Below are 12660 nucleotides of genomic sequence, written 5' to 3'. Positions count from 1 at the left end.
CCGACAAGGTCCTCGACGCCTTTTATACCATCCGCCACGACACGGATCGTATATGTGTGGCCGCTATACGCTTTTCACCCCGGTCGCCGAGTTGGAGTCGCGGTTCGGGGTGACGTTCGGCGAGGAGTATCGGCCGGGGTACAACCGTGCCCCCGGCGAGCAGCTGCCCGTTATCACGGCCGAAGATCCCGAGCGGGCGACGCGGATGGAGTGGGGGCTCACGCCGTCGTGGGCCGAGGAGTCGTTCGGCCTGATCAACGCCCGCGCCGAGACGGTCCGGGAGAAGCGAAGTTTCGCCGACGCGTACGAATCCCGCCGGTGTCTCGTCCCCGCGGACGGCTTCTACGAGTGGGTCGAAGAGCGCGGGGAGAAACGACCCTACCGCGTCGCCTTCGATGACGACCGCCCGTTCGCGATGGCGGGACTGTACGAGCGGTGGCGGCCCCCCGAACCCGAGACGACGCAGGCAGGACTCGGCGCGTTCGGCGGGGGAACGGCCGACGACGCGAGCGACGGGTCCGATGGCGATGTCGTCGAGACGTTCACGATCGTGACGACGGACCCGAACGAACTGATACGTGACCTCCACCACCGGATGGCAGTGATAGTGGGCCCGGACGAGGAGGCGGCGTGGCTCCACGGCGACCCCGACGAGGCGGCGGCGATCATGGATCCGTACCCGGCCGACGAGATGCGCGCGTTCCCCGTCTCTGACCGGGTGAACGCCGCCGGAACCGACGGATATGAGCTGATAGAACCCGCCGGGTGAGTCGGTCGATCCACCCGTCGATCCGGTCCGGTCGTCGTCTCACCGACGCCGCCCGGCGACGCGCTCCTCGGCGGTTTCCGCGCTGACGAGCTCATAAAGGATCGCGCGTCCGCCGTCGTCTTTCGGTCGGAGGACGCGGCCGAGCCGCTGGGTGAACTCGCGTTCGCTTCCCGATCCCGAGAGGACCACCGCGACGTTGGCGTCCGGAACGTCGACGCCCTCGTCGAGGACGTTGGCGGCGACGACGCGGGAGTAGGTTCCGTCACGGAACCGCTCCAGGATCTCCCGTCGCTCTTTCGCCCCCGTCTCCGCCGTGATCGCGGGGATCAGGAACCGCTCGGAGAGGCGGTAGACGAGTTCGGTGTGCGCGGTGAACACGATCACCCGGTCCTCCCGGTGGCGATCGAGCAGGTCCGCGAGCCGCTCGATCTTCCGTTCCGCGTTCATCATGATCTCCCGCGCAGCCGACTTCGCGAGCAGGGCCTCCCGGGCACGGGGGTCGTTGCCCGAGCGCATCACGAGCTTCCGGTAGTCCTCCCCGCTGGTGAACGTGATCCCGGACTCGCGGAGGTACCCGACGAAAGTGCCCTGTTTGGCCTCGTATCGCTCCCGCTCTTCGGGAGTTAACTCCACTTCCATCCGCCGGATGTCGTAGGGGGCAAGGTGGTCACCGGCGAGGTCGTCCACGTCAAGCGCGTAGACGCGCTCGCCGACGAGTTCGGCGACCGTCTCGTGGCCCCCGTCGGGTCGCTCGAACGTCGCCGTGAGTCCGAGTCGGGCCGGAGCGGCCAGCAGCCGCGCGATGTCCTGGTATCCCTCCCCGCCGAGGTGGTGGACCTCGTCGAAGACGACGAACGCGAAGTCGTCGCCAACGTCCTCGGCTTTCAGGTACGCGGAGTCGTACGTCGACACCGTGATCGGCTCCTGACGCTGCTCCCCGCCGCCGAACCGCCCGATCGGAACGTCGAACTCGGTGTCCAGTTCGCGTTCCCACTGGTCGAGTAGATCGATGGTGGGGACGACGACGAGCGTCGGAACGCCCAGATCGACCATCGCGCGGATCGCGATCACCGTCTTGCCGGCTCCCGTCGGGAGTTCGAGCACCCCCCGGTCGTCGGCGTCGTGCCACGCGGCGAGCGCGTCGGCTTGGTACTCCCGGAGGTCGTAGTCGGTGGATAACGCGAGGTCGTCGTCGCCGCCGCTCGGTCGGTCCGCAAGCACCCGGTCCTCGACCGATACCCCCGCAACCGAGAGCGCCCGGCGGATCGCCGCGTAGCGGTACGCGGGGGCCCGAGCAGTCCCGGATCGTGGGTCGTCCTCGACGCCGGGGAGTGGAGGGATCCGATCCGTACCGGTCCCGTCGGCACCGGCACTCCCGCCGGCGTCGACGCGGATCGTCCCGTTCTCGTAGGAGAGCCGGACCGTCATCGGTTCGAGTAGCCGGCCGACTGATAAAGGACCACCGCCTCGGTCCGCCGCGCGAACGATCTCCACCGGTCCGAAACTCGAATCGCTAGTCGACGCCCCCAAAGCGACTGGGGGACGGTGCCGGTAGCCTCAAGTCCCGCGAGACGCACCTCCCGGCCATGAGTCTCATCGGATCGCTCGTCGCGTTCGTCGTCGGCTTGCTCGTCGGCGGACTGGCCATCTTCATCGCGGCCAGCGTCGTCACGGACACGCAGGACTACGGCCACGCCGTGTTCACGGCGTTGGTCGGCGCGATCGTGTGGGGGCTCTCCGAGTTCTTCCTCTCGTGGGTCCCCTTGGTCGGCGAGTTCATCCCGCTTCTCGCGTGGATCTGGATCATCCGACGGCGGTACGACGCCTCGTGGACGCACGCCGCGATCATCGGGTTCATCGCGTGGGGCGCGGCGATCCTCGTACTCGCAGTACTCCCCGTTGCCGGCGTCACCGACGCCGTCGGTGTGCCGTTCACGCGCTCGATCGCGGCCGCCTAACGCGTCCTCGGCTCCACTGCTCCCGCCGGTCCAACTAGAACAGCGCCTCGCTCGGGTCGAGCACCCGTGCCGGACCGCCGACCTCCCAGACATCGGTCTCGATACCGATCTCGGCGATGCGCGATTCGACCTCCTCGACGTGTTCCTCGCGGGTGTTGACGTACACCGACGCGCCGGTGTCCGTCGAGAAGTGGACGTCGACGCCCGACTCCTGTAGCTCGCGAACCGCGTTGAACACCGCTATCGTCTCCGGCTGCCAGTACACCCAGCCCGCGGGTCCGGTCATCGTCGTCGCCGTCAGGGAGAGTGAGTCGTGTTCGGCGGTACCGAAGATCCGCTCGAAATCGCCCGCACGGAGCGCGTCCTTCATCTCCACGAGCTGGTCTTGGACGTGCGCCGTCCGCGCCTGCATCATGTGGCTCGCGGCGGCCTCGCGGTGTGCCTCCTCGGTCTCCTTATACGCGGGGACGTGGGCGGCGACGATCCGGAGGTCCTCCTCGGGGTCGAACCCGTCCGGTCCCTCGCCGACATCGAGCCGATACGAGCGACAGTCCTCGTCGTTGAGTCCGGCTTCGAGGACGGAGTACGCGCCCGTCACGGAGCGAGCGGCCGACGAGGAGCCGCGGCGAGCCACCGTCGAGACCTCGGGAAGCGTCATGTCGAGACCCGCCGCCTCGACCAATGCCAGTGCCGCCGCGGCGAACCCCGAGGACGACGAGCCGAAGCCGATGTTCGACGGGAACGAGTTCTCGCTTTCCAGTCGGACGGGATGGTCGAAGCCGGCCACCTCGCGCACGTGATCGACGACCATATCGATCCGTTCGGCGGCCCGCCCCTCGACGGGCTCGCCGCCGATAACGTACGTGTCCGCGCTCGCGTCGGGTTCCCACTCGACGGTCGTCGTCGTCGCGGTCGGCGCGGTACAGAGACTGATACTGTCGTGGTACGGTAGTCTGAGTTCGGCGTCACGCATCCCGTGATACTTGACGAGCCCTTGGATCGGGTGGGCTCGTGCAGTGACTTTCTCGGTCATTACCCGGAACAGCGGTCGGGGCCGGATTAGTCGTTGCGATGACCGGGAGGAAAACCCGGTTGCCCATCGAAGTGAAGGCGACGGCTTCCGTTTCGAACGCTGCCGGGACGACCACCCCCACGGCGACGCGAACCGCCCCTGCCACTATCTTTAATTGAACACGGCGTATCATATAGATCGATTATGAAGAAGCTGATCAACGATCCGGACGACGTCGTCGACGAGATGCTCGACGGGATGCTCGCGGCGTATCCCGACCGACTGCGACGCCTTCCGGACACGCAAGTGATGGTCCGCGAGGACGCACCGGTGGACGGAAAAGTGAGTCTCGTTACCGGCGGCGGCAGCGGCCACGAGCCCACTCACGCCGGCTATATCGGCGACGGAATGCTGGACGGGGCGGCTGCGGGCGGCGTGTTCTCCTCGCCGACCGCCGACGAGTTCGAGGCGCTGATCGACGCCTGTGACGGTGGCGACGGTGTACTCGCCATCATCAAGAACTACGAGGGCGACGTGATGAACTTCGAGACTGCCATCGAATTGGCGGAGATGGAGGGTGTCGAGGTCGAGAGCGTCGTCGTCGACGACGACGTCGCCGTCGAGGACTCGCTGTACACCTCCGGCCGCCGCGGCGTCTGTGGAACCATCCTCGTCCACAAGGCCGCGGGCGCGAAGGCGGCCGAGGGAGCGGACCTCTCGGAGGTCAAACGCGTCGCCGAGAAGGTGATCGACAACGTCGGCACGATGGGCATGGCGCTCACGTCGTGTGTCACGCCGGAGAAGGGCGAACCGACGTTCGATCTGGGCGACGACGAGATCGAATTGGGCATCGGGATCCACGGCGAACCCGGGACCGAGCGAACCGAAACCATGCCCGCCGATGCGGTGACCGACGAGCTGACCGAGACGGTGCTCGACGACCTCGACGTCGAGGCGGGCGAGGAGGTGCTCACTATCGTCAACGGGATGGGCGGCACCCCCGAGATGGAGCTGTTCGTCGTCAACCGCCGGCTTCAGGAGCTACTCGGCGAGCACGAGATCGAGACGCACGACGCGTGGGTGGGCGATTACATGACCTCGCTGGACATGGAGGGGCTCTCGATCACGGTGTGTGTCCTCGACGACGAGCTCAAGGGCCTGTTCGACGCGCCGGCCGACACTCCCGGGTTGAGCGTCCAATGAGCGGGGACGGTGAGGCCGTGGTCGCGGCCGTTGAACGGGTCGCAGAGCGACTCGAAGCCGAGCGCGACCACCTCACACAGCTCGATTCGGCGATCGGTGACGCGGACCACGGCGGAAACATGGCGCGCGGCTGGGCGAAGGCCGCGGAGACCGCTCGCGACCTCGACGACCCGGATCCCGAAACGGTCGCAAAAACGGTCGGTAAGACGCTCATGGCGGAGGTCGGCGGCGCGTCGGGACCGCTGTTCGGTGGCTCGCTCGTCTTCGCCGGGGCGGAGTTGGAGGGCGGGATCACGCCCGAGACCGCGGTCGCGTTCGCGGAAACCTATCTGGAGAAGGTTGAGGACCGCGGCGACGCGCGGGTCGGTGACCACACGATGGTCGACGCCCTGACGCCGGCGGTCCACACGTTCAAGAAATCGATCGAGACCGACGAGCGCCCGCCGCTCGAAGCGCTCGCGAAGGCGACTGACGCGGCCGAGCGCGGTGTGGCTTTTACCGTCCCGATCCGCGCGCGAAAGGGTCGCGCCTCCTATCTCGGCTGGCGATCGGTCGGTCATCAGGACCCGGGGGCGACGAGCACGCTGTTCATCCTCCAGGAGCTGCTGAGGACTGTCGCGGACCGGCTGGACGAACCGGTCCCGGACGTCGACGCGACCTCGCCGACGATTCCCGACGAGGACGCCGGGGCTGACGGGGCTGATGCGGCCCCGGAGGGGGAGGAGTGACCGTCGGACTCGTCGTCGTCTCCCACAGCGAGCGAGCGGCCGAGGGGATCCGCGAGGTGGCTGCGGAGATGGCGGGCGACACCCGTATCGAGGCCGTCGGCGGCGACGGGCAGGGCGGCATCGGTACCGTCCCGGACGCCATCGGAGACACCATCGGGTCGGCCGACGACGGCGACGGCGTCGTCGTGTTGGTCGATCTCGGCAGCGCGGTGATGAACGCCGAGGTCGCCATCGAGATGGGGGACGTCGACGCGGTCATCGCGGACGCGCCCGTTCTTGAGGGTGCCGTCAACGCGGCGGTCGCTGCGACGGACCCAAACGCGACGATCGAAACGGTAAGAGAACAGGCAGAAGCAGCTCGCGACATCGAGAAACTGTAGCGGCACGAAGTCGAGACGTCCCGCTCGGGCCTCGCGATTACTCTTCGAGCAACTCCCGTACCTCCGCTCGCGTCTCACAGGCGAGGGCGGCGTCGGCGAGTTCTCGGGCCTCGTTCACGTCGACCTCGCGGACACGCTTTTTGACCGCCGGAACCGTCACAGCGCTCATACTGAGTTCGTCGAGGCCGAGCCCGACGAGCAGTTCGGTCAGGGCCGGATCGCCCGCCATCTCGCCGCACATCCCGACCCACGCGTCCGCGTCGGCGGCGGCGGTCGTCGTCCGGTGTATCGTCCGCAACACTGCCGGATGAAGCGGGTCGTGGTACTCGGAGAGAGCATCGTTCTCGCGGTCGACGGCCATCACGTACTGGGTGAGGTCGTTCGTCCCGATGCTGAGGAAGTCGAGCCGATCGCCCAACGCGTCCGCCATGCTCGCGGCTGCCGGCGTCTCGATCATCGCGCCGAGTTCGGGGATCGCGTGATCGACCCCCTCGGCCTCCAGATCGGTCGCGACCGATTCGACCGTCGCTACCGCGTCCGTCACCTCCTTGATCCGCGTCACCATCGGGAACATGACGGCGAGATCTCCGCCGACATCGGAGGCGGCGGCGCGCAACAGGGCACGCAGCTGCGTCTCGAACAGGTCCGCGTGCTCGCCGAGCGACAGTCGGATCCCCCGCCGACCGAGGAACGGGTTGGTCTCCGTCGGGAGGTCGAGATACGGCACGTCCTTGTCGCCGCCCACGTCGAGCGTCCTGACGACGACGCGGTCGTCGGGGAACCGTTCGAGGGCGGCCGTGACCGCCTCGTACTGTTCGTCCTCGTCCGGCTGCGACTCCCGGTCGAGAAAGAGGAACTCCGTCCGGAACAGGCCGATCCCGTCCGCGCCGCGGTCGCTCGCGGGAGCTAACTCGGGCTCGCTCCCGACGTTGGCGGCGACCTCGACTGCCCTTCCGTCCGCGGTCGTCACTCGGTCGCGGACGACCTCGGTCTCCTCGTCGTCGATCGCGGCGCGACGGGTCTCGTCGGGATCGACGACGAGCTCTCCGGCCTCGCCGTCGACGAGCACGGTCTCACCGTCCGAGACCGCACGAAGGGCGTCGCCGACGCCGACGACCGCCGGAATCGAGAGGGATCGCGCGATGATCGCCGCGTGTGAGGTCCGCCCGCCGGTCGCGGTCGCGATCCCTGCCACCGCGTCCGGATCGAGGCTCGCGGTGTCGCTCGGGGTCAGTCGCTCGGCCAGCAGGACGGTTCCCGGCGGGAGCGTCGAGAGGTCGACCGTATCGACGTCGAGCAGTACCCGGAGCAGTCGGTCTCGAACGTCACGGAGGTCGTCGGCACGCTCCGCCATTCGGCCCTCCATTCCTTCGAACTGGACGATCGCGTCCCCGAACCGGTCGTCGACGGCGCGTTCCGCGGGGGTTCCCTCGTCGATGGCGGCCTCGATGTCGTCGATCAGTCCCGGGTCGTCGAGAAAGGCCTCGTGTGCGTCGAAGACGGTCGCCTCCTCCTCGCCGACGCGGTCCGCGGCACGATCCCGAGCCAGTCGGATCGCCTCGCGAGCGGTCGTGCGGGCGTCCGCGAACCGCTCCCGTTCGGCGGCTGGATCGACGGCCTCGGGGTCCGGTTCGTCGGGGAGGCTCAGATCCTCGGCCGAATCGTACCAGCGTGCCGTCCCGATCCCGGTGAGCGGCGTGCTGCCGACCCCAGCAAGCGTTCTCACTCGTCGTCACCGCCGTCCTCGGCCTCCCCTTCCTCGACCGGTGTCGTGAGCAAGTCGGCGATCGCGTCGAGCGCGTCGGCCGCCTCCGGACCGTCGGCGACCACGCGGACTGACTCCCCGTGGGCGACGTTCAGACCGGTCACCGAGAGCATGCTGTTCGCCGGAACCAGACCGTTGTCCGCTCCGGAGCCCGCCCCGTCGTCGGCGCGACCGATCGACACCTCGGCGTCGAACCGGTTGGCGGTCTGTACGAGTTTCGAAGCGGGTCGTGCGTGGAGACCGGCCTCCGGCACCACCATTACGGTACGTTCCATACTCCCCTTACGTCGTCGGGGCGTTTTATATGCTCGTCACGGTGCGGCCTGGTTCGTCGAGACCAGCTCGATCACGTCGCGGTGGTCGAGCTCATGGCCCGTCCCCACCTGCCGCCCGCTCCGGCAGTCGGTGCCGTGGAGCAGCCCCTCGCCGATGTCCGAGTGGATGTGGAACGCGAACTCTTCCGTCGTCGCGCCCTCCGGAAGAATGAAACAGTCGCGGAACACGCCCTTGTTGTCATCACGGCTCCCGCTCGCGGTACCAGGGAAGACGGCGATACAGCCGAGCACGTCGAAGACCGCCTCCTCCAGTGCGTGCTGGACTCCGGTCCCACCGTACGACTCGACGAACCCCTCGATCTGTCGGAGGCCGGTCTCCTGTTCGTCGGAGACATCCCCGACAATCTCGAAGCCGCCGTCGCCAGCGGTGTAGTCGACGACGCCCGCTTCGTCGGCCTTTTTGAGTGCCTTCTCGGCGTGCGCGCTGGCCGGAACGAATGAGAGGTGGTCGTAGTCGGGGTCGGTCGTGATCATCTCCCAGTTCGCCTGCGCCTCCGGCGTGTCCATCTTGTTGGCGGCGACGACCATCGGCTTGGTGCGCTTGCGGATCTCGCGGGCGAGCGACGCCCGCTCCGCGTCGTCCCAGGTATCGGGATCGAGTTCGAGCCCCTCCGCGAGGATGGTCCGTTTCATCCGGTCCTTATTGATCCCGAACGCCGACATCTGCTCCGCGAGCTCCTCCTCGATGGCCGCCTCGGAGCCGTGGTAGCGCGTCTCGAACTTCTCGATTCCCTTTTCGAGGACGTCGAGGTACCACGCGTCGAGCTCCTCCTCCAAGAAGTCGATGTCCTCCCGCGGGTCGTGGCCGGTCGTCGCTTCCCCCTCGATGTCGGTCGTCCCCGAGAAGTCGACGATGTGAACCAACACGTCCGTCTCGTTGAGGTCGGTGAGGAACTGGTTGCCGAGCCCGCGCCCCTCGTGTGCGCCGGGGACGAGCCCGGCGACGTCGACGAGTTCCACGGGGACGAACCGCGTCCCGTCGCGGCAGACGCCCACGCTCGGCGTACAGGTCTCCTCGAACTCGGGGGCCGCACACTCGACGCGGACGTACGCCTCGCCCACGCTCGGGTCGATCGTCGTGAAGGGATAGGCTCCCTCGGGCACGTCGTTCATCGTCGCCGCGTTGAAGAAGGTCGACTTGCCCACGGAGGGCTTGCCGACGAGACCGATCCGGTAACTCATTACTCCCGGTGGGCACCCCGCGGTAAAAAGCGATGCGAGAGGGAGCGTCCCCTGCGTACGGTACACACGATCGTCCGGACGGCCCCGGTGAAACCCTGCCGCTCGGAGACGAGCGTCACCGGATCGGCCGATCGATGAAAACTTCTCCCGGTTGGTGGTAGGAGCGGGTGTCTCGATACGGTGTTGCTGGCGGCTGTTTATAAGCGGTCGAGCGGTGTTGCTGGCGGCTGTTTATAAGCGGTCGAGCGGTGTTGCTGGCGGCTGTTTATAAACGGTCGAGCGGTGTTGCTGGCGGCTGTTTATAAACGGTCGAGCGGTGTTGCTGGCGGCTGTTTATAAACGGTCGATGATCCGGTGGTGACGTTCGGATCCCGATCGTTCGTTTATAAAGATCTGACTTCGGATCGTCGGTGACACCTCCAAACCCCCGGCCGTGCGGCTCCGCCGCCGGCGACTGTCCCTTTACCATCGCCCACCGCGACCGCATCTCACGCCTCCCCAGCCTCGCCCTATCGGCGGGAGAGTCGCCGGTCGCAAGCGGGAGCTTTGCTCTCGCTTACAGCCGGCGCTACGCGCCGGCGACGCCACCGCCACGTCGTTTATTTATAAGCGACCGTCACGGGCGTCACGACCCTTTTAAATCCGATCTCGTCGGCGTCGATCCGATCGGCTCGCGCGGGGTCTCGCTCATCGATTCCGACTCACCGGGAACGAGACACGGTCCGGCTCGTCGTTGAACCGGTCGAGGATCCGCTCGTACAGCTCGTTTTTTACTCGCTGACCTCGGCGTGGCTGTGTGAGGTATCGCAGGCGAAGTTCGACCCAAGAGTCACCCTGCGTGACATTGATCGTCGGATGGTCGTACACCTCCAGTTCGACCGGCGTCTCCGCGAGCGCCTCGCGGTAGGCGGCGATCCCCTCCGCCATCTCCTCGCCGAAGAGGTCCTCCGCCTCCTCACGCATGACCGCCCGGGCGAACTCCAGATCCGTCTCGTAGGCCACTTGAATGCCCACCTCGTTCCACACGTATGGGGATCCACCCCCGCCGAAGTTGACGACGTTCGAGGAGAGGACGACGCTGTTCGGGACGGTCACGACCCGGCCCGACGGCTGGTTCGTGGTGACGAGTTCGCCGTTGATCTCCCACAGCGTCGTCACGAGGAAGTCGATCTCGATCACGTCGCCCTTCGCGTCGTCGATCCGAACCCGGTCTCCGACCCCGTACGGCTGTTTAACCGTGATGTACACCCACGCGATGAGCGAGAGCAGCGGCTGTTGGAGCGCGAACGTGATCGCGAAGCCGATCACACCGAGCGAGAGGAGCAACCCGAGCCAGTTCTCGGTCAGCACCGCGAGCGTCGCGATCGTTCCGATGAACCCGAACGCGAGCCGGAGGAGGTTTCGAGTGTTGTGTGCGCGTCGCTTGTTCGGCGAGCGCATCAGGACGCCGACGAGCAGCTGATAGCTTCCGAACAGTAGCGCGGTGACGGCGACGACCAGCAATCCGCGTCCGACGACGAGGTCCGCCGAATAGCCGACGATGGTCGGCCACGTCTCCAGCGGACCGACCCTCGCCACGAACGCGCCGCCGAGCATGGCGGCGATCCCGACGAGGATCGACCCGACCGCGACTGATCGTCTCACGGTCCAACCTCTCGGGGACGCGGCAAAACGGTTGTGCTACCGTCGTTTCTCCGTCGCCTCCGCCGCCCCCGCCGCCCGAGCCATCGCGCCGGCCAGAACCGCCGTCGCGGCCGCACAGTCGCTCCAGTCCGTCCACTCCCGAGGGTTGTGTGAGATCCCGTCGCGCGACGGGGCGAAAAGCAGCGAGGCGTCTGTGACCCGAGCGACCCGCATCGCGTCGTGAGCCGCGCCGGAATGGAGGTCGAGCACGGTTCGTCCCGCCTCCGCCGCGGCGTCGTGGGCGGCTCCACGGAGCCGCTCGCTCATCGGCGTCGGCCGGACGTCGAACGGACGGGCGACCGTCGTCTCCACGCCACGTTCGCGTTCCAGACGGTCGAGCGACTCGCGGACGGCGCTCACGATCCGCTCCATCGACCCGTACTCGACGTCGCGAACGTCCACGCCGAGTTCGACACGGCCGGGGACGACGTTCGTCGCGTTCGGCGAGACGGACAGCGAGCCGACCGTGGCGACCGCGGTCTCCGAGACGCTCCCGGCGATCCGGTTCGCGGCGGCTTCGACGTCGAGAACGACCTCGCTCGCGGCCGCGAGCGCGTCGGTCCGGTCGTCCATCGCCGTCGCGCCCGCGTGGTTCGCCTCGCCCTCGATCTCGATCTCACAGTGGCTGATGCCCGTGATCGTCGTCACGACCCCGACGTCGACGCCGGCCGATTCGAGAACCGTGTCCTGCTCGACGTGGAGTTCGAGAAAGCCCTCCCAGCCCGCCGGGTCGAGCGTTCCCTCGCCCCGGTAGCCGATCCGCGAGAGCGCGTCCCCGAGCGTCTCTCCCGCGTCGCTTTCGAGCGCAAGGGCCTCATCGAGGGTGGTTTCGCCGGTTGCGACGCTCGACCCGAGCAGTCCGTTCCCGAACGTGGACCCCTCCTCCTCGGTGAAGCTCACGACGAGCACCGGCCGATCCGGCTCGATTTCGGCGTCCTGCATCGCTCGAACTGACTCCAGCGCGGCGTACACCCCGAGTGGGCCGTCAAAGATCCCGCCCTCGGGGACGCTGTCGAGATGACTTCCGGCGGCGACGGGAGCGGCCTCCGGGTCGGCACCGTCGGGAACCCACCGTCCGGCGACGTTGCCGACGGCGTCGACGGTCACGTTCAGGCCGGCGTCGTCCAAGCGGTCAACGAGGTGATCGCGCGCCTCCCGGTTCGGCCCGGTGCCGGTCAGGTTCGTTCGCCCGCGCGCTCCCGGGTCGTCCGTCTCGATCCGGCCAAAAGCGGCGTTCGCCTCGACGTCTGTACGGAGCCGGTCGGCGTCGACGGGGAGTCGCATATCGTGTCCATCGTTCCCCGGCGGGAAACCCTTTCACAAAGCATTTGTCCGTTCCCCGAAACGTGGAGAGCATGATATCGAGCCTTCCGCTACAGGGGGCGGCAGCGTCGGGGATCGGCTTCCTCTTCGCGCTCCTGACGTTCGTCGTCTACGTCGCCATCATCGTCTGGACGTACAACGACGCCAAACAGCGAAGCGACCACCCGGCGTTCCTCTGGGCGCTCGTCGTGTTCTTCGCGCCCTTCCTCGGGCTCGTGCTGTACTGGATCCTCGGCCGGAACGCGTACTAGGCCGGCTTGCTTCCGAAGGAACAGTGACGAATTACTTGATACCCTCTTCTGGCGGAGATTATTGATACAGC

The 12660-nt window shown here is 67.4% G+C and carries 13 protein-coding genes; 6 read left to right on the top strand and 7 right to left on the bottom strand.

Annotation, left to right across the window (positions count from 1 at the left end):
- Nucleotides 1-52 precede the first annotated feature (52 nt).
- Nucleotides 53-769, top strand: a complete 717-nt coding sequence (locus J2751_RS05455; protein WP_209483954.1) for an SOS response-associated peptidase — start codon at nt 53-55, stop codon at nt 767-769.
- A 39-nt stretch (nt 770-808) separates the two neighbouring features.
- Here J2751_RS05455 and J2751_RS05450 read toward each other — a convergent pair whose 3' ends face one another.
- On the bottom strand, nt 809-2197 hold the full coding sequence (locus J2751_RS05450) for a DEAD/DEAH box helicase (RefSeq protein ID WP_209483952.1): 1389 nt from the start codon (nt 2195-2197) through the stop codon (nt 809-811).
- 158 nt (nt 2198-2355) lie between these two features.
- On the opposite strand from J2751_RS05450, the gene J2751_RS05445 reads away from it, so the two are divergent.
- Complete coding sequence (locus J2751_RS05445) at nt 2356-2727, top strand: hypothetical protein (protein ID WP_209483950.1); 372 nt, start codon at nt 2356-2358, stop codon at nt 2725-2727.
- Nucleotides 2728-2761: 34 nt separating this feature from the next.
- On the opposite strand, the gene mvaD is transcribed toward J2751_RS05445, so the two are convergent.
- Nucleotides 2762-3760, bottom strand: coding sequence for a phosphomevalonate decarboxylase MvaD (gene mvaD / locus J2751_RS05440; protein WP_209483947.1), 999 nt, complete (start codon nt 3758-3760; stop codon nt 2762-2764).
- Nucleotides 3761-3943: 183 nt separating this feature from the next.
- Here mvaD and dhaK point away from each other — a divergent pair, with 183 nt between their 5' ends.
- Genes dhaK through dhaM form a run of 3 tightly spaced genes read left to right on the top strand, consistent with a single transcriptional unit; the run spans nt 3944 to nt 6050 of the window.
- On the top strand, nt 3944-4942 hold the full coding sequence (gene dhaK / locus J2751_RS05435) for a dihydroxyacetone kinase subunit DhaK (protein ID WP_209483945.1): 999 nt from the start codon (nt 3944-3946) through the stop codon (nt 4940-4942).
- Nucleotides 4939-5670: a dihydroxyacetone kinase subunit DhaL gene (gene dhaL / locus J2751_RS05430; RefSeq protein ID WP_209483943.1), complete on the top strand. Its 732-nt coding sequence runs from the start codon at nt 4939-4941 to the stop codon at nt 5668-5670. Before dhaK ends, dhaL begins: the two co-directional genes overlap by 4 nt.
- The gene (gene dhaM / locus J2751_RS05425; RefSeq protein WP_209483941.1) at nt 5667-6050 is read left to right on the top strand and encodes a dihydroxyacetone kinase phosphoryl donor subunit DhaM; all 384 of its coding nucleotides are present in this window, start codon (nt 5667-5669) and stop codon (nt 6048-6050) included. The genes dhaL and dhaM overlap by 4 nt, the downstream gene beginning before the upstream one ends.
- A gap of 37 nt (nt 6051-6087) precedes the next feature.
- Here dhaM and ptsP read toward each other — a convergent pair whose 3' ends face one another.
- The 5 genes from ptsP to J2751_RS05400 all read right to left on the bottom strand — a co-directional run bounded on the left by ptsP (nt 6088) and on the right by J2751_RS05400 (nt 12299).
- Complete coding sequence (ptsP, locus tag J2751_RS05420) at nt 6088-7776, bottom strand: phosphoenolpyruvate--protein phosphotransferase (RefSeq protein ID WP_209483939.1); 1689 nt, start codon at nt 7774-7776, stop codon at nt 6088-6090.
- A complete protein-coding gene (locus J2751_RS05415; RefSeq protein WP_209483937.1) occupies nt 7773-8090 on the bottom strand; it encodes an HPr family phosphocarrier protein in 318 nt (105 codons plus the stop codon). Before J2751_RS05415 ends, ptsP begins: the two co-directional genes overlap by 4 nt.
- 36 nt (nt 8091-8126) lie before the next feature.
- Nucleotides 8127-9332 (bottom strand): redox-regulated ATPase YchF, encoded by a 1206-nt coding sequence (locus J2751_RS05410; protein WP_209483935.1) that lies wholly within the window; start codon nt 9330-9332, stop codon nt 8127-8129.
- 687 nt (nt 9333-10019) lie between these two features.
- Nucleotides 10020-10928 (bottom strand): mechanosensitive ion channel family protein, encoded by a 909-nt coding sequence (locus J2751_RS05405; RefSeq protein WP_245202638.1) that lies wholly within the window; start codon nt 10926-10928, stop codon nt 10020-10022.
- Between the two features lie 84 nt (nt 10929-11012).
- Nucleotides 11013-12299 carry a Zn-dependent hydrolase gene (locus tag J2751_RS05400; RefSeq protein WP_209483931.1) on the bottom strand — a complete coding sequence of 429 codons (1287 nt, stop codon included), beginning with the start codon at nt 12297-12299 and terminating at the stop codon, nt 11013-11015.
- Nucleotides 12300-12370: 71 nt separating this feature from the next.
- On the opposite strand from J2751_RS05400, the gene J2751_RS05395 reads away from it, so the two are divergent.
- Nucleotides 12371-12589 (top strand): PLDc N-terminal domain-containing protein, encoded by a 219-nt coding sequence (locus J2751_RS05395; RefSeq protein ID WP_209483929.1) that lies wholly within the window; start codon nt 12371-12373, stop codon nt 12587-12589.
- The last annotated feature ends 71 nt before the right edge of the window (nt 12590-12660 follow it).

It is taken from the genome of Halorubrum alkaliphilum, from assembly GCF_017873815.1.
GTDB classification, from domain to species: Archaea; Halobacteriota; Halobacteria; order Halobacteriales; family Haloferacaceae; genus Halorubrum; species Halorubrum alkaliphilum.
Note: the sequence above shows the minus strand (reverse complement) of the source record. Positions and strands in the feature narration are given on the sequence as shown.

Coding starts and splice junctions, on each gene's coding strand:
- J2751_RS05455 (WP_209483954.1), top strand. CDS start 53: ATGTGTGGCCGCTATACGCTTTTCACCCCGGTCGCCGAGTTGGAGTCG.
- J2751_RS05450 (WP_209483952.1), bottom strand. CDS start 2,197: ATGACGGTCCGGCTCTCCTACGAGAACGGGACGATCCGCGTCGACGCC.
- J2751_RS05445 (WP_209483950.1), top strand. CDS start 2,356: ATGAGTCTCATCGGATCGCTCGTCGCGTTCGTCGTCGGCTTGCTCGTC.
- mvaD (WP_209483947.1), bottom strand. CDS start 3,760: ATGACCGAGAAAGTCACTGCACGAGCCCACCCGATCCAAGGGCTCGTC.
- dhaK (WP_209483945.1), top strand. CDS start 3,944: ATGAAGAAGCTGATCAACGATCCGGACGACGTCGTCGACGAGATGCTC.
- dhaL (WP_209483943.1), top strand. CDS start 4,939: ATGAGCGGGGACGGTGAGGCCGTGGTCGCGGCCGTTGAACGGGTCGCA.
- J2751_RS05415 (WP_209483937.1), bottom strand. CDS start 8,090: ATGGAACGTACCGTAATGGTGGTGCCGGAGGCCGGTCTCCACGCACGA.
- J2751_RS05410 (WP_209483935.1), bottom strand. CDS start 9,332: ATGAGTTACCGGATCGGTCTCGTCGGCAAGCCCTCCGTGGGCAAGTCG.
- J2751_RS05405 (WP_245202638.1), bottom strand. CDS start 10,928: ATGCTCGGCGGCGCGTTCGTGGCGAGGGTCGGTCCGCTGGAGACGTGG.
- J2751_RS05400 (WP_209483931.1), bottom strand. CDS start 12,299: ATGCGACTCCCCGTCGACGCCGACCGGCTCCGTACAGACGTCGAGGCG.
- J2751_RS05395 (WP_209483929.1), top strand. CDS start 12,371: ATGATATCGAGCCTTCCGCTACAGGGGGCGGCAGCGTCGGGGATCGGC.